This window comes from Nitritalea sp., assembly GCF_054166705.1.
In genome coordinates this window covers 1-19,330 of the sequence record NZ_JBSZCV010000022.1, presented here as the reverse complement: position 1 = coordinate 19,330, position 19,330 = coordinate 1, and the positions used below count along the sequence as shown (strand labels likewise).

General features: G+C 45.2%; 19 protein-coding genes. 7 read left to right on the top strand and 12 right to left on the bottom strand.

What is annotated here, in order from left to right:
• Nucleotides 1–63: 63 nt before the first annotated feature.
• From ACXIT9_RS14275 to hemA, 3 genes are all read right to left on the bottom strand, one after another.
• On the bottom strand, nt 64–981 hold the full coding sequence (locus ACXIT9_RS14275) for a flavin reductase family protein (RefSeq protein ID WP_458056921.1): 918 nt from the start codon (nt 979–981) through the stop codon (nt 64–66).
• Nucleotides 982–1,123: 142 nt separating this feature from the next.
• On the bottom strand, nt 1,124–2,191 hold the full coding sequence (locus ACXIT9_RS14270; RefSeq protein ID WP_458056920.1) for an alkane 1-monooxygenase: 1,068 nt from the start codon (nt 2,189–2,191) through the stop codon (nt 1,124–1,126).
• Nucleotides 2,192–2,298: 107 nt separating this feature from the next.
• The gene (gene hemA, locus ACXIT9_RS14265; RefSeq protein ID WP_458056919.1) at nt 2,299–3,573 is read right to left on the bottom strand and encodes a glutamyl-tRNA reductase; all 1,275 of its coding nucleotides are present in this window, start codon (nt 3,571–3,573) and stop codon (nt 2,299–2,301) included.
• Nucleotides 3,574–3,788: 215 nt separating this feature from the next.
• Between hemA and ACXIT9_RS14260 the strand changes: the two genes are divergently transcribed.
• A complete protein-coding gene (locus ACXIT9_RS14260; protein WP_458056918.1) occupies nt 3,789–4,472 on the top strand; it encodes a ComEA family DNA-binding protein in 684 nt (227 codons plus the stop codon).
• Between the two features lie 94 nt (nt 4,473–4,566).
• Here ACXIT9_RS14260 and ACXIT9_RS14255 read toward each other — a convergent pair whose 3' ends face one another.
• The 6 genes from ACXIT9_RS14255 to leuS form a co-directional block, all read right to left on the bottom strand.
• Entirely contained in the window at nt 4,567–5,082 is a 516-nt protein-coding gene (locus ACXIT9_RS14255) for an FKBP-type peptidyl-prolyl cis-trans isomerase (RefSeq protein WP_458056917.1), read from the bottom strand.
• 16 nt (nt 5,083–5,098) lie between these two features.
• Entirely contained in the window at nt 5,099–5,470 is a 372-nt protein-coding gene (locus ACXIT9_RS14250; protein ID WP_458056916.1) for a hypothetical protein, read from the bottom strand.
• Nucleotides 5,471–5,519: 49 nt separating this feature from the next.
• Nucleotides 5,520–5,903: a hypothetical protein gene (locus ACXIT9_RS14245; protein WP_458056915.1), complete on the bottom strand. Its 384-nt coding sequence runs from the start codon at nt 5,901–5,903 to the stop codon at nt 5,520–5,522.
• A 462-nt stretch (nt 5,904–6,365) separates the two neighbouring features.
• Entirely contained in the window at nt 6,366–6,575 is a 210-nt protein-coding gene (locus tag ACXIT9_RS14240) for a hypothetical protein (RefSeq protein ID WP_458056914.1), read from the bottom strand.
• 622 nt (nt 6,576–7,197) lie between these two features.
• The gene (locus ACXIT9_RS14235) at nt 7,198–7,617 is read right to left on the bottom strand and encodes a hypothetical protein (protein WP_458056913.1); all 420 of its coding nucleotides are present in this window, start codon (nt 7,615–7,617) and stop codon (nt 7,198–7,200) included.
• A gap of 393 nt (nt 7,618–8,010) precedes the next feature.
• Nucleotides 8,011–10,782 carry a leucine--tRNA ligase gene (gene leuS, locus ACXIT9_RS14230; protein WP_458056912.1) on the bottom strand — a complete coding sequence of 924 codons (2,772 nt, stop codon included), beginning with the start codon at nt 10,780–10,782 and terminating at the stop codon, nt 8,011–8,013.
• Between the two features lie 163 nt (nt 10,783–10,945).
• On the opposite strand from leuS, the gene ACXIT9_RS14225 reads away from it, so the two are divergent.
• Complete coding sequence (locus tag ACXIT9_RS14225; protein ID WP_458056911.1) at nt 10,946–12,655, top strand: L,D-transpeptidase family protein; 1,710 nt, start codon at nt 10,946–10,948, stop codon at nt 12,653–12,655.
• Nucleotides 12,656–12,774: 119 nt separating this feature from the next.
• On the opposite strand, the gene ACXIT9_RS14220 is transcribed toward ACXIT9_RS14225, so the two are convergent.
• Nucleotides 12,775–13,353, bottom strand: coding sequence for a KdsC family phosphatase (locus ACXIT9_RS14220; protein WP_458056910.1), 579 nt, complete (start codon nt 13,351–13,353; stop codon nt 12,775–12,777).
• A 1-nt stretch (nt 13,354) separates the two neighbouring features.
• Nucleotides 13,355–14,896 (bottom strand): GNAT family N-acetyltransferase, encoded by a 1,542-nt coding sequence (locus ACXIT9_RS14215; RefSeq protein ID WP_458056909.1) that lies wholly within the window; start codon nt 14,894–14,896, stop codon nt 13,355–13,357.
• Nucleotides 14,897–15,041: 145 nt separating this feature from the next.
• On the opposite strand from ACXIT9_RS14215, the gene ACXIT9_RS14210 reads away from it, so the two are divergent.
• Nucleotides 15,042–15,914, top strand: coding sequence for a mechanosensitive ion channel family protein (locus ACXIT9_RS14210; protein WP_458056908.1), 873 nt, complete (start codon nt 15,042–15,044; stop codon nt 15,912–15,914).
• 6 nt (nt 15,915–15,920) lie between these two features.
• On the opposite strand, the gene ACXIT9_RS14205 is transcribed toward ACXIT9_RS14210, so the two are convergent.
• Nucleotides 15,921–16,643: a murein L,D-transpeptidase catalytic domain family protein gene (locus ACXIT9_RS14205; RefSeq protein WP_458056907.1), complete on the bottom strand. Its 723-nt coding sequence runs from the start codon at nt 16,641–16,643 to the stop codon at nt 15,921–15,923.
• A 291-nt stretch (nt 16,644–16,934) separates the two neighbouring features.
• Between ACXIT9_RS14205 and ACXIT9_RS14200 the strand changes: the two genes are divergently transcribed.
• From ACXIT9_RS14200 to ACXIT9_RS14185, 4 genes are all read left to right on the top strand, one after another.
• Nucleotides 16,935–17,345, top strand: a complete 411-nt coding sequence (locus ACXIT9_RS14200; protein ID WP_458056906.1) for a 6-pyruvoyl trahydropterin synthase family protein — start codon at nt 16,935–16,937, stop codon at nt 17,343–17,345.
• Entirely contained in the window at nt 17,305–18,003 is a 699-nt protein-coding gene (gene folE, locus ACXIT9_RS14195; RefSeq protein ID WP_458056905.1) for a GTP cyclohydrolase I FolE, read from the top strand. The genes ACXIT9_RS14200 and folE overlap by 41 nt, the downstream gene beginning before the upstream one ends.
• Before the next feature lie 202 nt (nt 18,004–18,205).
• Nucleotides 18,206–18,892 carry an SDR family NAD(P)-dependent oxidoreductase gene (locus ACXIT9_RS14190; protein WP_458056904.1) on the top strand — a complete coding sequence of 229 codons (687 nt, stop codon included), beginning with the start codon at nt 18,206–18,208 and terminating at the stop codon, nt 18,890–18,892.
• Nucleotides 18,893–18,964: 72 nt separating this feature from the next.
• A complete protein-coding gene (locus ACXIT9_RS14185; RefSeq protein WP_458056903.1) occupies nt 18,965–19,219 on the top strand; it encodes a hypothetical protein in 255 nt (84 codons plus the stop codon).
• The last annotated feature ends 111 nt before the right edge of the window (nt 19,220–19,330 follow it).

Sequence of the window (19,330 nt, the reverse complement as noted above, 5' to 3'; positions counted from 1 at the left end):
ATTTACTTCCAGGTGGTGTTTTTTTTACTCTGCTTTTGTACGAGGTAATTACACAGAATAAATCTAGTCTACTGTTTTCGGGTCTAAAGCTAAATTCAAAAGCGCAAAAGCCTCTTCGACGGGAGCATTCGCTTCTAATCGTTCTTTTGCACATGTATGGCGATAAGCGACCAGTGCATCTGCATCAAGATGCTGTGCCTGTTCCATAAATTTCTGAAAAAACGCTGCACTTCGAAACGTTTCTAAAGCTTCTCGGGTCGGTAACGCCTCCACATTCCCGAGGCGGGCGAGATTATTCCCGCTGAGGACATGCGAACGTCGGATAGTTTCCGGAAGTGCATCCACGCCAACTCCTTTATTACGCAGTGGTTTTGGAATCTCGAAAAGAGCAGCTCCATTCGCTCTGCAGTACCAGTTGCCCCCCATCCGAGATACAGCATCTAGTTTAAAGGGATCTATCTGCCCGTCATCCCCTAGAATAGCTTCATCTATATGCGCCATCACCACTTGGCAAACGACTAATGTGCCGCTTCCTCCTTGATCTCCATAGGGCAAAATATCGATTACCTTACATTCGAAGGAAGCTGGAGCCTCCTGCACACGAGGAGGCTTTACCTTCAGGGAGGGAGCTGGGGTTAAACCCGCTTTTACAAATTCATTGACCCCTTTTGCGTACTCCGTACTTGCTAGACTCATCTGCTCCACCGTGGCAAAATTGACGATATTTATCGTCACCTCCGGCACCTCCTGCACATTATCCAGACTATGTTTGGTCGTATTATCGCGCACCCTTCGGGCGGGAGAAAAAACGAGAATAGGAGGATTTGAGCCGAAAACATTAAAAAAAGAGAAGGGAGAAAGGTTAACCTGCCCTTCCTTATCGATGGTGCTTGCGAATGCAATGGGTCGGGGAGCTACTGCTCCGAGTAAGTAACCGTGTAATTCGGCCGTGCTAACCTGAGTAGGGTCTATTTGTAACATATTGGGTTTTTATTCTTGTTCTAAAAGAAAACGTAGGGTCGCTGCACATGTTTCCGTAAACTGAAGCGATAAAGAAAGAAAGAAGGTTGAAGTGCTTATGTGTTTGGCCCTCGCGGGCCAAAGAAACCAAAAATATTCTCTGCTAAGCCTCTTCGTGCAGATACTTCTGCCTCCAGTCTTTTACCCTAGGGTTCATATGCGTAAACCATAGAGGTGGCACTAACGCCAGCAACATGCTGGCAGGATAGCCATACGGAAGCTGTGGGGCACTTTCTCGATGCTCCAGCATCTGATATTTTTTGGAAGCTAAATGATGATGATCACTATGTAAGGTCAGTTCGAAAAGTACGGCACGCCCGATACGATGGTGGCTATTCCAGGAGTGATGCGGCTGCACCCGCTCATACCGGCCACTTTCATTTTTCCTTCGTTCCAGCCCATAATGCTCGATATAGTTAATCGTTTCTAAAAGTAGAAAGGCTACCACCGCAGCTAAAACCGCAAAGAGCAGCCCGTCCACACCAAAAAAGTAAGTGTACAGACCTAGATAGAGCAACTGAAACAGCATAAATCTCAAATATTCATTATGCACGGAAAAGAGAGGAAGACCTCGACTTTGCAACTTTTTCCTCTCTATTCGCCAGGCACTTCTATATTGTCCTCCTACGGACCGGATCCAAAACGCATAAAGCGGCTCCCCGAACCTAGCGGTAGCAGGGTCTAGCGGAGTAGAAACATGGCGATGATGGCCCTGATTATGCTCGATGTAAAAATGTTGGTAGAGTGCTGGCAAAAGGCCTAATTTCGCTAAAAATCTCGGCAGAGGTTCCTTTCGATGTCCGAGCTCATGTGCTACATTGATGCCAATAGCACCTAAAACGGTTCCTGTGCTTAATAGAAGCCCTACCCATTCCCATGCTGCTGGCTCCTGCACGCGTATTTGCCACTGCACATAGACGACGAGCAGCAGGGAAAGCAAGGGACATAAGTACAGCAATAGATCGAAATAGGGGGCGCGTACGCGATTGACGCCATCCGTCGTATCGGGGCGTATAACATTCGGACGCGGCCAGACGGCATCGAGTATAGGAATGATCCCAAAGGCCAGAAAAAAAGCAGAAAACGCGAAAATGCCCTGAACATATGCGGCGAAGAACCCCGCTAATGGTAGTGAATAAGCGGCCAGGTACGCCAAGTCGTTTCGTCTCATCACCTAAATGCTTAAAATTTAACTACTACTGAAATCTACAAACAATTTTCAATAAAAAAAAGAGATGACCCTAGGGCCATCTCAGATGCTTTATCGCTGCACATAAGTTAATGTTGCTTCTCCTCTAGAACCCTTTCGAGATCAAAGAGGTCCGAAAGTGTGGAAATCAAAGTGTCTGCCTCGTCACGCTTGCAGGCTGCCTTTAGTTGTACCACGGGAACCTTTAAAATTTTCTGCATCATGCTCTTGGTGACTTTTTCTACGATAGCTCTTTCCTTATCGCTTAGCTGTTTTACGAATCTGCTAAGTTCCTCCTGCCGAATGGTTTCTAATGCTGACTTAAACTTATTGATGGTAGGAGAAACAAGCATCTCTTTTTTCCAATCAAAAAACTCTGTTATGGATTCAGCAATAATTTGCTCCACGCGTGGAATCGAGGCAATTCGCTTTTCTAGGTTTTCTGTTGTTTTCGAACGAATGTTATCGACATTATAAAGCACGACACCAGGGATATCCTCCACGCTAGTCTCCACGCTTCTTGGAACGGAGAGATCCACAAAAAGCTTATAGCTAGGAATATCAAAAGACTTTACGAGCTCCTTCGTGATAAAGGGAGTTTCTCTGGAAATACTAGAGACGACTACATCAGCTGCAGCCATTGCTTCTTTCACCTCTTCAAAAGGAATAACAGAGTAGCCTAAGCCTGTGGCTAGTGCTTGTGCTTTTTCGAAGGTTCTGTTCGTTATGGTTACCTGCGCCTCTGGAATATGCACCATGTTTTTGGCTACATCTTCTCCGATCTCGCCTACTCCGATAAGTAGAATACGCGGCTGATAGGTGTTTTGCGTTAGCTCTTCGATGAGTTCCACCGCAGCATAGGACATGGAGGCAGCTCCATCACGAAATGCCGTTTCCTGTACAACCCGTTTGTTGGTGAAAAACACAGCATGCATGAGACGGTGGAGCAGAGGGCCCGCCATATCTAAGTCCGCAGACGCTTGATAGGCTCGTTTCACCTGATTCGAAATCTGCATATCCCCTACTACCTGCGCTTCTAGCCCCATGGCAACACGGAAAAGATGCTGCACCGCATCTCGATCATCATGGAATAACTGAAAATATTCGAGATAGTCGATGATGTGAGGTAGTCCTTTCTCTAATCCGATGAGTTTGATAATCTCCGTACTGATATCGATATCATGTGCATAATATACCTCTGTACGGTTACACGTTGAAAGAATAAGGGTATCGGTAATGCTAAAAAACTCCTTTAATTTCAGTAACAGGGCATTAATGGCTTTCTCATCTAAGGCTATGATCTCCCTAATTTCTACGGGGGCACTCTTATGAGAAAGACTTATGGCTCTAAACTTGGTCTGCATTACGGTTTATTTTCAGTGCAAAGTTAACGCTAAAAGGCTTTTAAAGGAAAGCCGAGAGGTTGTGTAGGGTAATTTAAAACATGTCTAAATAGTTAAACACTTAAAACCTCACAACAAAGCTACTTCGTTTGGAGAATAGAATCCAATCGATTATTTTTAACATTGATAGATACGCTCTATGAAACTTTTTGGATTTTCATTTTTTCTTATTCGGCATGCAAAACACCTTATTTAAATTCTTTCAAAATTACTTTAGCTTTACTAGAAGAGAAACACGCGGAATCCTGCTGATAGTTCCCTTTCTTATCCTTCTAAATCTTGCACCTCAAGGCATTAAATGGGCACAAGCACGAAAACTTCAACAAGAACTTGTGGCCTATGAAGAGCTTTTAGATAGCCTAGAGACACTCGGATTTCGACGGGTACCGAAGGAACAGATGTGGTTACCCGCTGATTCGGTCCCCTCGAAAAAGAAATGGCTGAAGCAACTCTCTATTCTTGAAGCTGATTCCATTAATTTACAGATTGTACCGGGTATCGGACAAAAAACAGCTGCTCGTATCGCTATCTTCCTGGAGCAGCTAGGTGGCTTGCAAGATTTTACGCAGCTAACAGATGTATTTGGCGTAGATGAGGCACTGGTAGAAAAAATTCAAGAATATTTTTTCTACGAGGAAACAACCCTAAAAAAAATCCACATCAATACCCTAGAAGCAGGTGAGCTGGCAAACCACCCGTATATTTCCTATGGACTGGCTAAAGTGCTTGTCGCTTATCGCTCCCAGCACGGTCCATACCAGCACGTACAGGATCTGGAAAAAATAAAGATCATCGAACCCGAATGGATACACCTCATCATGCCCTATTTAGATTTTTCCTTGTCCTCGAATCTAAAATAAAAAGGTACACCATGCCTAAAAACCAGCATAGCGTACCTTTACTACTCATGGTAAGTAGAGATCAGCGAACAATCGCTTGAAAAGACATCTTCGTTTAATCTTCGTGTCCTTCCACAATACCCGTATCTACCTCTTCTTCTGTAGCTTCACGCAGCTTAAGGATATTCCCATCAAAATGGAGGTCGAAACCAACAAGGGGATGATTAAAATCCAGAAGAATCTCTTCACCCAAATCTTTCAGCACTTTCGCTTGCATCGGGTAGCCATTTTCGTCCATCAGTGGAAGAAAATTTCCTTCTTGTAGCATGTCATTAGAAAAACCCTGCTGTGAAGAAAACTGAGACTTAGGAAAAGTCATGATCATATCATCCTCAGCTTGTCCATACGCTTCATCCACGGATAAAGTAAACTGGAAAGATTCCCCTTCTTTTTGACCCGCGAGCATCTCTTCGAACTTCTCTGGAAGTCCACTGTTTCCAAACACGAAATAAAATGGATCTTCTTCGTCCCGAACTTCCACACTAAAAGGAACGGATTCTATATCTTCCTCGACTTTACTGACTTTTAATTCATAGGTGATACCTACTACCACATTAAGAGATACTTCCATACTGTTTACATTCTGTTCACAACAAAGGTAAAGCATGCAAGTAGCTTAATGAAATGTTTTCTGTTATTCCCACTTTTATAGCAGAAAGAATGAGAAAAAGCAAAAATCCACCTAACCCAGCTAAAAGCGAATAGAAAACCAGCTGCCCCTTTTTCCGCCAAACCGCCCATAAATAAGTAAGCAGCACTCCACTAAAATAAGTCCCGAAAAAAAGGGTCATCGCCTTGAATACACCAACAGCGTACAAGTAGACCGGAATTTGATCTCCGGAAAAACTCAGCTCTGGTAGGCGCCCCTCTTTGTAAACCTCCAAAAAGGCACTGAGAAAACTGTAAGCACCTACACTGTTCACCAAACCTGCAGCAGCATACAGAAAAAACCTTTGCATACTACAAAGTAAAACAATTCTGCTTAACAGTATCCACTACGCGACTATTTTATACGCTTTCTTTATCTATTCGCCAGATTTTAACGATATCATCCCGCTCTAAGCTGTACCTAAACTCGAAACAGTGAAACACTACCCTGTTCACCTCTTCGGAAGAACCTGTTAACAAATCCCATCGAAAATTATGCGTGTCTAAAAAAATTCGAGAGAGAAAAATAGGACCATCTTGATGTACACCCAGAATAAGAAGTAATACTTGCCTATTGTACAAGAGGGCTTTTTTTATCTCCTCTACCGAAGGCGATTCCATCGACACATGATACGTCTCTTGCATTTCTCCCACTGATGATGGCTCATTATTTTTCTCCACATCATTCTCCTGATCAAACTGCCGAATGATATACAGCTTGTCCTTGATGAAAACTCTTTTCATTTATAAACTAAATTGGTACTACTTGTATTCTTAGGCTACCTGCTTACGGAACGCTGTAACATCGACACGCATGACATGTGCATACGGCCCTTCAAAATGAAAAGCATAATCAAAGCAAAAATAAAATTTCGTCTGCTGTCGACGCAACATATGTGTATAGAAAGACAGGTGAAAACCTAGTGCTCGGAGCTCATCCTTTCGTAAGCTCACATGGTCAAAATTAGTGCTTTTTGATAATTTTTTAAACACTTTCTTTAAAATTTTCCTGTTTTTTTCAAGATTATGTAAAATATTACGGGTAACTACATCTTCATTAATCATATTTCTAGACATTAGAATCCAAGGGTAAATCCGGATCCACTTTAAAACGCTAAGGATCACGATTCGAATCTGAAAAGAGAGTAAAAACCGAACCTTGAAACTTTCAAGGCCCGGAAACTAATCAATCAAACATTGCTTTTTTTAGGCGGCTGTGGCGTCATGAATACCTTCACGCATGACCACTACCTTAAATGACCTCAACTGATAACTAAACTCAGCTATCCGAAAAACTGCATCACGCCCACCTTCCGCGCAAGGCTGATAACCTGTTATCACATCGAAACTGAAGCCTTTTCTCAAAAGCGCTTCTCGACTGGTTTCAAACAGCTGCCCCGGCTGATAGGACTGCATAAGTGACTTTAAAATAATTCTGTTATTTTTTAGTAATTTAACATATGATTTAAACAGACAATCATCTGGAGACTGACGTCTATTATTGTAAGAATTTCGGCAATGATAATCGCAAAACTTCTTATCTGATCGACCCTTTAACTCACTCCCACAGTGGAGACAACCATTTTTAGGTAAAAGTGCTAATGTTTTCATAGTGTGTAAATCTGGTTACAACAAATATAAATGATATTTTAAAAAATCAAAACAAAATAAAATTTTGAACAACCGAGCACTAATGTGATTTATTCTGGACTTAATTGCTTTACTCCACTAAAATACAATTCCCTATACACGAACTGCATTTTTAGCCATACGAAGCTAATTTCCGTACTCGTGCGTATAAGAGACGATTAGGCGAAAAAAAAACCTCTTTTTGAAAAATAAACGAATCTACACGATTAGTACTAATCTAAGAAGGCCGATCACTACACATGACCAACCAAAGGAAAGGGCAAAACAAAAATTCCCATAGTCATTGAACCTAAGCTTTCACCGACTACCATGTGGATCAACATTGGGCAAAAAAAAACGAGCTCATGACCATGACTCGTTCTTTTTAAATACTCATTTTTTATCTGCATCAAGCAGCATGTTCTGCCTTCACTTTTTTTGAGAAGAAAACCTTGACAGTCTTCTCCCCTACCATCCAGTATGCATAATCCACATTATAATAAACAAGTGAGGTTTCTGATGAGGTCGACTCCTCTACACTAGTAAAATAATTAAAATTAAAACCATCTAAAAGCAAAGTATCGCGCGGAATGACAAATTTGTCTTCCCCTTTCAACTCATGCCACTTTTTTAAAATTTTTCGGTTCTTTCGGATGATCCGAAGCACTACCTGTAGCTCCTTATCCGTAGTAACCTTACGGCGATTGTTATACATATTTCGGCAGCTGTCATCACAAAACTTTTTATCCGACCTGCCCTGAAAAGCCGTACCACACTCCAGGCATTTACGACTGATTTTGGATTCCGCGAGTTTCAATACTTTACTCATAAGAATTAACGGTTAATTAGTATGCTGATTTGATTAGTTAAAATAACGAGCAAAAAACAAAAGGAAAAATACTACTCACCAACCCCTATCAGCACACCGCTTCTTTCCCTAATCTGACGCAACAAAAAAAACGCACGAGAAACACAACAAACAACGCTTTAGCATAAATGAAAATTTGCAAATGGCTTTTAATGTAATTATTTTTAAATAAATTATCACTTTATCGCCTTGCAACTTAAACGTTTAATTTCACTCCCGTATCCCATTGAGACTATTTTAGACCCATACTTAAAAAAAGAGAGGCATAAAATGCCTCTCTTGCGCTTCGTAAAAGGGACTAACTGTCCGCGTAAGTCCTTTGGGGCGAAGCCCTAAGACAAACAGGCTAAACTATCAGACTACTAAATTCACTATTTTACCAGGAACTACGATCACCTTCTTCGGAGCTTTGCCTTCTAACACACGCTGCACAGCCTCATCGGCAAGAACTGCCTCCTCGATTTCTGTCTTCGTTAGACCGAGAGACAAAGAAAGTTTCACACGCATCTTCCCATTAAAGGAAATCGGATATTCATGCGCATCCTCCTGTAAAAACTGTTCATCATAAGCCGGAAAACGTGCCTCCTGAATACTACCTGAATGCCCTAATAAAGACCATAACTCCTCCGCAATATGCGGTGCGTAAGGAGCTATCGTCAGTGCAAGTGGTGTTAAAATCGCTCGTTTGTTGCACTTTAACGCTGTCAACTCATTTACGCAAATCATAAAACTGGAGACGCTGGTATTAAAGGAATACGACTCTAAATCCTCCTGCGTCTTTTTGATCGTCTTATGTAAGGTTTTCAACTCTTGCCGCGTCGGGGCCTCATCGGAGACTAAAAAAGTACCGTTCGGGTGATACAGACGCCATAGCTTCTTTAAAAACTTGGCTACCCCATCGATACCATTGGTATTCCAAGGCTTAAACTGCTCCAAAGGTCCTAAAAACATCTCATACAAGCGAAGTGTATCCGCCCCATAACGCTGGATAATCTGATCTGGGTTGACCACATTGTACTTCGACTTCGACATTTTTTCGACTTCAGCCCCACAGCGGTACTGTCCATCCTCTAATATAAATGTAGCCTCCTTTAAGTCTGGCCGCCAAGCTTTAAAACGCTCCACATCCAGGACATCCTGATGCACCAAGCTTACGTCTACGTGCATGGCAGCAGTGTCATACTGCTCCCGCAAGCCATAACTCACGAAAGTATTTTGCCCCTTCACGCGGTACACGAAATTCGAGCGTCCCTGGATCATACCCTGGTTAATCATCTTCTGGAAGGGCTCCTGAATCGGAACCAGTCCCCTATCATACAGAAACTTCGTCCAAAAACGACTGTATAAAAGGTGTCCGGTGGCATGCTCGGCACCTCCTATATACAAATCCACCGCCCCCCAGTAGGCCGCAGCCTCGGGCGACACGAAAGCCTCCTCATTTTTCGCATCCATGTAACGGAAAAAATACCAACTGGATCCCGCCCAGCCTGGCATCGTGCTTTTTTCAAGTGGAAAAGCACCCTCCTCAGTTTCGTACACCCAGTTTTGGGCCCTGCCCAAAGGCGGCTCACCCGTCTCGGTAGGCAAATATTTATCCACCTCAGGTAGCACCACAGGAAGTGCCTCCTCTGGTAAAAGGTAGGGTAAATCACCCTTAAAATACACCGGTAGCGGCTCACCCCAGTAGCGCTGCCGCGTAAAAATGGCATCGCGCATCCGGTACTGAATCTTACCACGCCCGATACCCTTCTCCTCTAAAAATGCGATCGCCTGGTCCATAGCCTCCTGCATCGGAAGCCCCGATAAAAAGCCTGAATTCATGATAATGCCTCCCTTACCCGGAAAGCTACCCGCTTCCATGCTCCCCTCGATCACCTGTCGGATCTCGAGGCCAAAATGACGCGCAAAATTATAATCCCGCTCATCATGCGCCGGAACAGCCATCACCGCACCCGTACCATAACCCGCCAACACATAGTCCGCTACCCACACCGGAATGCGTTCTTCATTAAAAGGATTTATCGCATAGGCTCCCGTAAAGGCTCCTGAAATCGTCTTCACATCTGCCATACGCTCACGCTCAGATCGATTCTTAGCCTGAGCCACATAGGCCTCCACCTCTGCACGCTGCTCCTCAGTAACGAGCTGCTCCACGTACTCGTGCTCCGGCGCTAGCGCCAAATAGGTCACCCCATAGATCGTGTCCACCCGCGTGGTAAATACCTTTATCTGCAGCGCCGCACCTTCCACCTGAAAGACCATCTCCGCACCCTTCGACTTGCCGATCCAGTTACGCTGCATCTCTTTAATCGGCTCCACCCATGCTAGCTCCTCAAGCCCCTGCAACAGGCGCTCCGCATAAGCTGAAATCCGCATGCTCCACTGCATCATCTTCTTCCGCTCCACCGGGTGCCCCCCACGCTCCGAAAAACCATCCTTCACCTCATCGTTCGATAGCACCGTCCCTAGCGCCGCACACCAGTTGACCGTCGTCTCCGCCAAATACGTCATGCGGTATTTCAACAAAAAGCGCTGCTGCTCCTCTTCTCCCATCTGCTGCCAGTCCGTAGCAGTTATTTCTGGCGTATCTTCATCGCAGACAGCCCTAAGACCTACATTCCCTCTTTCGGATAAAATGGCCTCCAGCTCTGCTATCGGACGGGCCTTATCCGCTTCCGGGTCATAAAAGCTGGAGAATAATTGCATAAAAATCCACTGCGTCCAGCGGTAGTAGGATGGATCCGAAGTACGTACTTCCTTTTCCCAGTCATAGGCCAGCCCGATCTGCTTCAGCTGCTCGGTATAACGAGCGATATTTTCTTCCGTGGTGACCGCTGGATGTTGCCCCGTCTGGATGGCGTACTGTTCGGCTGGAAGGCCAAAGGAATCATAACCCATCGGATGCAAGACATTATATCCCTGAAGGCGCTTGTAGCGCGCGATAATATCCGAGGCGATGTACCCTAGCGGGTGCCCCACATGAAGCCCGGCACCAGAAGGATACGGAAACATGTCCAAGGTATAAAACTTCGGTCGACTCGGATCTACCTCGGCCTTAAAAACCTGATGTTCCTCCCAGTATGCTTGCCACTTTTTCTCGATTTCCTGAAAATTATATTCCGCCATGCTGTTTTTATGATTCTGCTTGAATAACGCTTGCAAAAATAGAAAAAATCGAAAGAACTCAGCCCCTTCATGAGAATAAGTTGGCCGAAGCCAAAAGTACCTACACTTTATTACATGCGCCAAATTTTATGTATCTTAGAACTTTATCATCCGATTGACGCCCATGAAACCCCATCTGCTTCGTCACCCGATACGCGCCATTCTCTGCGCACTGCTCCTCAGTCTCGGACTGGCAGGCACAGCACAGCTGCAGGCGCAAGCTACAGAAGAAACCCTAGCCTTCGAGCTGACCCAATTACTCGACTTGGGGAGCGACGGTAATTTCTTTGGCCCGGATAGGGCCCGCCTCTATAGCATCGGCCAGGTCAAACAGCTCTATGCGGATCGGCAGTTTCAGCCCCTCTGGACGGATAGCACCGGGATGAACTGCCTAGGCTATGAGCTGGCCTATGAGCTCCGGCAGCTGCGTTACGATGGCTTGATGCCCGAAGACTACCACGGGGACTTGATTCGCGACTGGCAGCGCCGCTACCGCCATGACAGCCCCTCCATGACCGCGATCGCCTATGTGGAACTACTCCTTACCGATGCGCTAATGGGAGCCATGACGCACCTGTACTACGGTAAGGTGGACCCTGAAAGTCTACGTGCAGATTACGATATCCGCAGAAAGTCAAGACAAATCGAAGTCTTAGAAAAAGTGCTGCAAATAGTGGAAACGAAAAAAATCCGCAGCAACTTAGCGGCGCTCAGCCCAGGTTTTAGCAGCTATCCCCGCATGCGGCGGCAGATGAAACAGCTCGACCAGCTTCGCTATGGGGCAGATACGCTTCGATGGTCACGCCTGCAAGTAAGCAGGGGCATTCGCCCAAATGAAACCCACGCTCTCCTCCCCGATGTGCGTCAGCGCATGCTGCTCTTTGGAGATTTAACGAAAGAAGAATTTCTAATCAGTCGGGAAGCTGGCACCACCTACGATAGCACACTGCTACTCGGGGTACGACGCCTGCAGCAGCGACTGGGCCTGAACCAAGACGGTATTTTAGGAAATGGCACCCTGGCCGGAATAAATGAAGCACCCGAACAGCAGATGCAGAAATTGGCTGTCAATATGGAAAGACTGCGCTGGCTACCCGATACCCTAAAAGAAGAAACCGTCGTCGTAGTGAATATCGCGAATTTCCGGATGGACTTGATCCAGAACCGCGACACCCTTTTTTCTACAGAGGCCATCGTGGGAAAAAATTACCGTAAAACGCCCGTTTTTAACGCTGAAATGAGCTACCTCGTCTTTAGCCCAACCTGGACCGTGCCCCCTACCATCCTCGCTAACGATGTGCTCCCCGCGGTAAAAAAGGACATCAACTATCTAAAAAGTAAGCAGATGCGGGTCCTCACCTTCGACGGCAAAGAAGTGAACCCGACGACCATCAACTGGCAGTCCATCACCGCACGGGGCTTCCCCTACATGATTCGCCAGGATCCTGGGCCTCAAAATAGCTTGGGGGCCGTGAAGTTCATGTTTCCAAACCGCTACAATGTCTATATCCATGACACGCCCTCGCGAGAGCAGTTTGGCCGCGATAACCGCGCGCTGAGTAGTGGATGCATCCGCATCCGAGAACCGGAACGTCTGGCCGCCATCCTCTTAGAAGAACAGGGCTGGACGCCAGAACGCATCGCGGCATCTATGAAGCGAAAAACAGAAGAAAATGTCCGCCTAAAACGTCCTATCCCAGTGGTCTTACTCTATTTAACCGCATGGACAGATGAAGGGGGGCGCTTGCAGTGGCGGGAAGACATTTACACGCGAGATGCAGAGCTGGCCGCTGCTTTGCGCAGTAAGAGAACAGCGGCAGGGGGCTCCTCTTAGAGGGGCTCTCCTAAAAAAAGACCTGCAACATAAGGGCTACAGGTCTTTTTTTTCGGATTCTCTAAATGAGACCTAACTCATGGCGACTGAGCATAATGACGCTTTGCCAGGACTTGCCTTTAATCCTCATCCTCTAAATCAGGCCCTTCTTGCGGCTTAAAATTTTCTACGATATCCTGCAGGAGCCCCTGTGCTTTCAGAATACAATCGGCAAACTGGCGGAATGCTCCTTGGCCCCCGGCCAAAGGGGACACATAATCTACGGCATCCTGGATGTAAGGAGGCGCGTCCTGAGGACAAGCACTCAGCCCTACACGGGTAAGAATAGGAAGGTCTATGATATCATCCCCGATAAAAGCCACCTCATCTAGGCGAATCTCTAAGGTCTCAAGAATCTCCATGAGCTTTTTCGCTTTATCCCGCACCCCATGATAGTGAAAATCAAAGTGCAGCACATCGCAGCGATCGCGCACCACCTTGGAGTTTCGGCCCGTAATAGCCCCTACCATGATGTCATTTTTACGCAGATGCGACACGATGAGCCCATCCCGTACATGGAAGCGCTTATACTCCATGCCCGCATTATCGTAAATGATGCCCCCATCGGTCAGCACGCCATCCACATCCGTCACCAGCAATTTAATTCCAGCGGCTTTCGCATGGATTTCGGCCGTCAGGCCATCGAAGTAATCGCGCATATTATTTTCTTTTCTTCCACTGAACGGAATATAAATCTAATCTTCTTTGTTCTAAATTTCGCACGGAGCCCGCTTTCCGCTGCTTCGTAAGTAGGTCCAGGTCCACATCGGCCACGATCGTCGTCTCCGCATTTTCAGACGCTTGTGCCACCACCGCATCGTGCGGAAAAGAAAAATCAGATGGCGAGAAAATGGCCGACTGCGAATGCTGAATGTCCATATTCTCCACCTTGGGCAGATTGCCCACCGAGCCTGTAATGGCTACATAACATTCGTTTTCGATGGCGCGCGCTTTCGCGCAAATGCTGACACGTAAAAAGGCGTTTTTCGTGTCCGTCCAGAAGGGCACAAACAAAATATCCATCTCCTGCTCGGCTAAAATACGTCCCAGCTCAGGAAACTCTACATCGTAACAAATCAATATCCCGATTCTGCCGGCATCTGTATCGAAAACACGGATACCAGAACCTCCCTGAAGTCCCCAGTAGGCCTGTTCATCCGGAGTGATATGCAACTTGTACTGCTTGTCCACCGTCCCATCTCTCCGGCACAGATAGCTCACATTTCGCAACTTCTTACCATCGTACTCTGGCATACTTCCCGCCACGATATTGACATTATAGGAAAGTGCCAGATCCCGCATACGGGTGACGATCTCATCTGTGTAATCTGCCAAATTACGGATAGCCTCCGAGGCATCCATATCGTTAAACTCCGCTAAAAGGGGCGCATTAAAAAACTCAGGGAGGAGGCAGAAGTCTGACTTGTAACCCGATACCGTATCCACAAAAAACTCCACCTGCTGCATCAGGTCATCGACGGTATTAAAGCGCCGCATTTTCCACTGCACCAACCCGAGGCGAACGATGGTTTTTTTATTTCCGATAAGCTTTTCTTCCTTCTCGTAGTAGATATTAATCCACTCTAACAGCGTGGCATAAGCTCGAGAATCTTTATCCTCCGGCATGTAGCGCGTAATAACCTTACGCACGTGAAATTCATTAGCCAGCTGGAAAGAAAGTACGGGGTCGAAAATCTCTTTACTCTTTACCTGATCGATGTACTTCCGAGGAGACATCTGATCTGCATAATTCGAGTAGCCAGGAATCCTACCACCCGCGATTATGGAACGAAGATTTAGGTTTTCGCAGAGCTCCTTTCGTGCGTCATACAGACGACGTCCTAACCGCATGCCGCGGTAGTCTTTATGTACAAACACATCCGTGCCATAAAGCGTATCTCCCTCATCATCATGGGTATCGAACTTACCATAGCCAGTGATCTGGTCGTAAGTATGGTTGTCCCCGAAACGCGCATAGTCCACGATTAAACTCAGCGCCGCCGCGACCACCTTCCCATTGTCCTCTATACAGATTTGACCCTCAGGGAAAGCCTTGAGCTGATTTTTCAGCTCCTCACGGGTCCAGGCACCGCCCGGCTCCTTGTAGATAGACACCATGATGTCGCGGATGTCATCGTAATCAGCTAATTTAATATTACGGAGCTTTAAGCGATGCTCTAACTCTTCTTTCTGCTTACTCATAAAACAAAATTAATCATTTATTTCGGTACAAAATGGCTGCCAAAAGCAAAAATGGGCTTATATTCGGTTCAATTCGCAAAAGAAGTAAACAAATAACAAGCAAAATTTCGTTTACCTCTTACCTGTATACTTAAAATCTTTCGCTATGGTTGTTTTCGATTGGCTGCGCCAACTCATGGAGTTTAAACTCTTTTACATGACAGAAGATTCCTATTTGACGGTAGGACTTTTACTCACCCTAGTCTTTTCTGTCTTCGTCTTACTTCTTGTGGCCGAATGGATAAAGAAAACAGTTGTTCGGCGCATTCTTCCTCGCTATCAAATCGAGCCGGGAACACGTCAGTCTATCGGCACCATCCTAAAATACATTATCCTCACAGCCGGCTTTTTCTCGATCATGCAGACAAATGGCATCGACCTCAGCGCCTTTGGCATTTTAGCAGGTGCCCTCGGTGTCGGTATCGGTTTTGGTTTACAAAACATTACCAATAATTTTATCTCGGGCCTTATCATCCTTTTTGAGCGCCCCATAAAAGTGGGGGATAGAATCGAAGTTGCCAATGTCACCGGTGATGTCGTCAAAATTTCAGCACGCTCCACCACCATCACCACGAATGATAATATTTCCGTCATCGTTCCCAATAGCTATTTTATCGATTCTGAAGTTATCAATTGGTCCCATAACGATCGCATGGTACGCTTTAATTTCCCTGTAGGCGTCTCTTACAAGGAAGACCCCGAGCATATCCGGAAAATCCTCATGGAAATCGCTCGTGAACATCCCGGCGTGATAGAAGATCCCGCTCCCGACATTTTATTTGATGAATTTGATGACAGTAGCCTCAACTTTAACATGCGCGTTTGGACGACGGACTTTACGAATAAACCGAAAGTATTAAAGTCTGAACTTTACTATAAAATTTTCAAACGGTTTCAAGAAGAAGGGGTCGAAATCCCATTCCCTCAGCGCGATTTACATATTGTCTCTGGCGCTGAGCGTTTACGCAAAGAGGATTAACTGTGCCTAAGAAGCCGAGAACAATTCGGACTGTGCGAAGTAGGTAGGTTCCTCCGCATAGATGAAAAGTAGGCCATTCTCTCGAATATAACTCAAAAGTGGAGTGGCCAGCGCGCGTGGAATCGCCGGACAGCCCAGGCTGCGGCCTAAACGACCATGTGCTCGAATAAAATCCTCTTCCGCATAAGCTGCCCCGTGCATCACCACTGCCCGCTCCCGCGCCGCATCATTTATCCCTGGCTCTAATCCGTCCAGGCGAAGAGAATAACCATGCTTTCCCTGATAGGTCTCTGCCGTCTTATAAAAACCAAGACTACTCTTATAGGAATTTAGTTGATTCGAAAAATGACGCGCATATCGCTCGCCCGTATGACGCCCATGCGCAACGAAGGAATGAAAAATAAGCGCTTTAGTCTGCATGTCGAATACCCACAGCCGCTTTTCATCGGACGGCTTCGAAAAATCGACTACGGTTAAGGTTTCGAACACTTCCTCCCTTTCCGCTGCTATCCGCATTCCCCCATTTAAAGCGAGGGTCAGCACCTCTTGTCTCGGAAGCTCCTCTCCTGGATTTGTCTCTAAGAAAGCTTCCCAAAACACCTCACTTTCATCTGTAGAAGTAGGCAAAACGCTGGCCACGTCCGCCTGGTCGTATAGCGTTTTTGGCGAATAGTTCAACAAAACAAGCGGAAACAAAAACAACCCAAATAGATGATTACGTAGCGGCATTGGAAGCAAGCAAAAGCAAGTTGATGTTCAATTTTCCAAAATTACAAGAAAACATGAACTTATGTTCAAAGAAAATACGTTTCTCTCCTGAATAATTTAAAAAAGAAGCAAATGCATCGCGTATGTCGATAAGAACCCTGCGAGCATGTCCCCCGAGAGAACGAAGATTATCTTGTCCGCTTAAAAAATTCTCGTAAGGTAAGTATCCAGTGAACCAACCCTATGTGTTATTTTGTTTAACAATACATCTCCATAATTAAACAAACATACTCTCCCGCTGTTAAGTAACCTATGAAAGTATCCGTTTTTAGAAAAGAGCATTTTAATGCTGCACACAAGCTGAACAATCCAAATTGGAGCAAGGAAAAAAATGAGGCCACTTTTGGCAAATGCAATAACGAATATTACCACGGTCATAACTATGATCTACATGTAAAAGTGACAGGAGAAATCGATCCAGAAACCGGTTATGTATGTGACATGAAGGTCCTCAGCGACCTGATAAAAGAGCACGTTATCGACAAATTCGACCATAAAAATTTAAATTTAGATACCGATGAATTTAAAAACCTTAACCCTACGGCCGAGAACATGGCTGTGGTTATATGGAATATTCTAAAAGAGAAATTAGATTCTAAGTACGACTTAATGATTCGATTATATGAAACAGAGAGAAACTATGTTGAATACGACGGGAAGTAAGCCGATGCAAGACATCGATGAGATTGGCGATGAGCACATCGGCACGTCGACAGAGACACCTCTTAGAGCAGATGCCTTTGAAATGGATGATGAGTTGAAAATGGAACTCATCGCCAAACATTTTAAAGAAATCATGCACATATTAGGACTCGACTTAAGTGATGATAGCCTCAGAGGCACTCCGCAGCGGGTAGCTAAGATGTATATCCAAGAAGTATTTTCGGGCCTTGATCCGAAAAATAAACCGGACATTAAACTTTTCGAGAACAAGTATCGCTACAGCGAAATGCTAGTGGAGAAGGATATCACGTTTTTTTCGAACTGTGAACATCATTTTGTGCCCATCTACGGAAAAGCACATGTCGCCTACATCTCCAATGGTAAAGTGATCGGCCTCTCTAAAATCAATCGAATCGTACAGTACTTTGCGAAGCGTCCTCAAGTCCAAGAGCGTCTCACGATGCAAATCGGTAATGAGCTGAAAGAAATGTTAGGAACAGAGGATATCGCCGTGGTCATCGATGCACACCACATGTGCGTAAGCTCTAGAGGCATTAAAGATGTGAATAGTGCGACTGTCACGTCCTTCTATAGTGGACAGTTCGAGCAGGAAGAAAAGCGTGCAGAATTTATGAAGTATATCACGCTAGGAAAATAAATGAACCAACTATTTATCTACCACTACCTTTCCCGGTAGGTTTTAATCCCGCTTGCGCATGTGAGCGGGATTATTTTTTTATTCACAACAGAGAATCACCTCATTAAACAAGTATACACAGCGCATATTACCACACATTAACCCGATAATACCAAAACATTTTGCGCAGCAAAAGATTAACTATAGTAAAGGAAATACGTATATGAAAGACAGGAATATCGTCATAATTGGCGGAAATACGGGCATAGGAGAAGCCCTTAAAAAACAGTTAGAAGCAGCTGGCGCAAAAGTGTTCAGTTACTCTCGCAGTGGTGATGGCACCAGTAAATTAGATGTAACCGAAGCGTTCACCAGCATAGAAGGCCTTCCAGATGTGGTGCATGGACTCGTGTACTGCCCCGGAAGCATTAATTTAAAGCCTTTCCACAGATTTAAAGTAGAAGACTTTCAAAAAGATTTCGAAATCAATACACTCGGCGCTGTAAAGGTACTGCAAGCCTGTATGAAGCCACTGAAAGCAGCCAAAGGGGCTTCTGTCGTGCTGTTTAGCACCGTGGCGGTGCAAGTAGGACTAGGCTTTCATGCGAGCATTGCGGCCGCGAAAGGAGCTGTGGAGGGACTTACCCGCTCTTTAGCAGCAGAATGGGCACCCAACCAGATTCGCGTAAATGCAGTAGCTCCCTCGCTGACGGACACACCCCTGGCCGCACAGCTACTAGGATCAGAGGATAAAAAAGAAGCCTCAAATAAGCGTCACCCCATGGGCAGATACGGTACGGCAGAAGATGTAGCCTCAGCAGCTTACTTCCTGCTTAGCGATGGTTCCGCTTGGATGACAGGTCAAATCCTACATCCAGACGGCGGTATGTCTGCAATTAAAGGCATGTAAAATTCAGAAAACAATTGGGTTAGACAAAGTGTAGAGAGAAAGGGAATGCTCCCAAGTTTAAAGTACGAGATTATGAAGACTCCACCGGAATCATTTTTGATTTTCAAGGAAGAATTAAAAAAGGCCCGACTGGAAAAGGAAAGGCTAAGAAAAGAGTATGAGGGTAAGCTGGCAGACATGAATAAAGAATTAGACCGATTAAAAGAGCAGATTTCCGCCCAACAAGAATTAATGAAGACTACCTTAGAGTATGCGATTAAATTGGAAGAAAATCTGGATCACTTCAGAGATGAGGTAGTGAGGATACCCCAAAAAATGGGACAGTAAGTTAAGTTAAAAAATAATCCTTAAATTTACTGTTATGACAACAAGAAGAAAATTCACATCGAAGTTCAAGACCAAGGTTGTTTTGGAATTATTAAAAGAGCGCTCCTCGCT

Excerpts from the sequence above, each read along its gene's own strand:
- ACXIT9_RS14260 (WP_458056918.1), top strand. The coding sequence starts at position 3,789 with ATGCAAAACACCTTATTTAAATTCTTTCAAAATTACTTTAGCTTTACT.
- ACXIT9_RS14245 (WP_458056915.1), bottom strand. The coding sequence starts at position 5,903 with ATGAAAAGAGTTTTCATCAAGGACAAGCTGTATATCATTCGGCAGTTT.
- ACXIT9_RS14275 (WP_458056921.1), bottom strand. The coding sequence starts at position 981 with ATGTTACAAATAGACCCTACTCAGGTTAGCACGGCCGAATTACACGGT.
- folE (WP_458056905.1), top strand. The coding sequence starts at position 17,305 with ATGAAACAGAGAGAAACTATGTTGAATACGACGGGAAGTAAGCCGATG.
- ACXIT9_RS14210 (WP_458056908.1), top strand. The coding sequence starts at position 15,042 with ATGGTTGTTTTCGATTGGCTGCGCCAACTCATGGAGTTTAAACTCTTT.
- ACXIT9_RS14220 (WP_458056910.1), bottom strand. The coding sequence starts at position 13,353 with ATGCGCGATTACTTCGATGGCCTGACGGCCGAAATCCATGCGAAAGCC.
- ACXIT9_RS14215 (WP_458056909.1), bottom strand. The coding sequence starts at position 14,896 with ATGAGTAAGCAGAAAGAAGAGTTAGAGCATCGCTTAAAGCTCCGTAAT.
- hemA (WP_458056919.1), bottom strand. The coding sequence starts at position 3,573 with ATGCAGACCAAGTTTAGAGCCATAAGTCTTTCTCATAAGAGTGCCCCC.
- ACXIT9_RS14270 (WP_458056920.1), bottom strand. The coding sequence starts at position 2,191 with ATGAGACGAAACGACTTGGCGTACCTGGCCGCTTATTCACTACCATTA.
- ACXIT9_RS14205 (WP_458056907.1), bottom strand. The coding sequence starts at position 16,643 with ATGCCGCTACGTAATCATCTATTTGGGTTGTTTTTGTTTCCGCTTGTT.
- ACXIT9_RS14255 (WP_458056917.1), bottom strand. The coding sequence starts at position 5,082 with ATGGAAGTATCTCTTAATGTGGTAGTAGGTATCACCTATGAATTAAAA.
- ACXIT9_RS14235 (WP_458056913.1), bottom strand. The coding sequence starts at position 7,617 with ATGAGTAAAGTATTGAAACTCGCGGAATCCAAAATCAGTCGTAAATGC.
- ACXIT9_RS14225 (WP_458056911.1), top strand. The coding sequence starts at position 10,946 with ATGAAACCCCATCTGCTTCGTCACCCGATACGCGCCATTCTCTGCGCA.
- ACXIT9_RS14190 (WP_458056904.1), top strand. The coding sequence starts at position 18,206 with ATGAAAGACAGGAATATCGTCATAATTGGCGGAAATACGGGCATAGGA.
- ACXIT9_RS14240 (WP_458056914.1), bottom strand. The coding sequence starts at position 6,575 with ATGCAGTCCTATCAGCCGGGGCAGCTGTTTGAAACCAGTCGAGAAGCG.
- leuS (WP_458056912.1), bottom strand. The coding sequence starts at position 10,782 with ATGGCGGAATATAATTTTCAGGAAATCGAGAAAAAGTGGCAAGCATAC.
- ACXIT9_RS14200 (WP_458056906.1), top strand. The coding sequence starts at position 16,935 with ATGAAAGTATCCGTTTTTAGAAAAGAGCATTTTAATGCTGCACACAAG.
- ACXIT9_RS14185 (WP_458056903.1), top strand. The coding sequence starts at position 18,965 with ATGAAGACTCCACCGGAATCATTTTTGATTTTCAAGGAAGAATTAAAA.
- ACXIT9_RS14250 (WP_458056916.1), bottom strand. The coding sequence starts at position 5,470 with ATGCAAAGGTTTTTTCTGTATGCTGCTGCAGGTTTGGTGAACAGTGTA.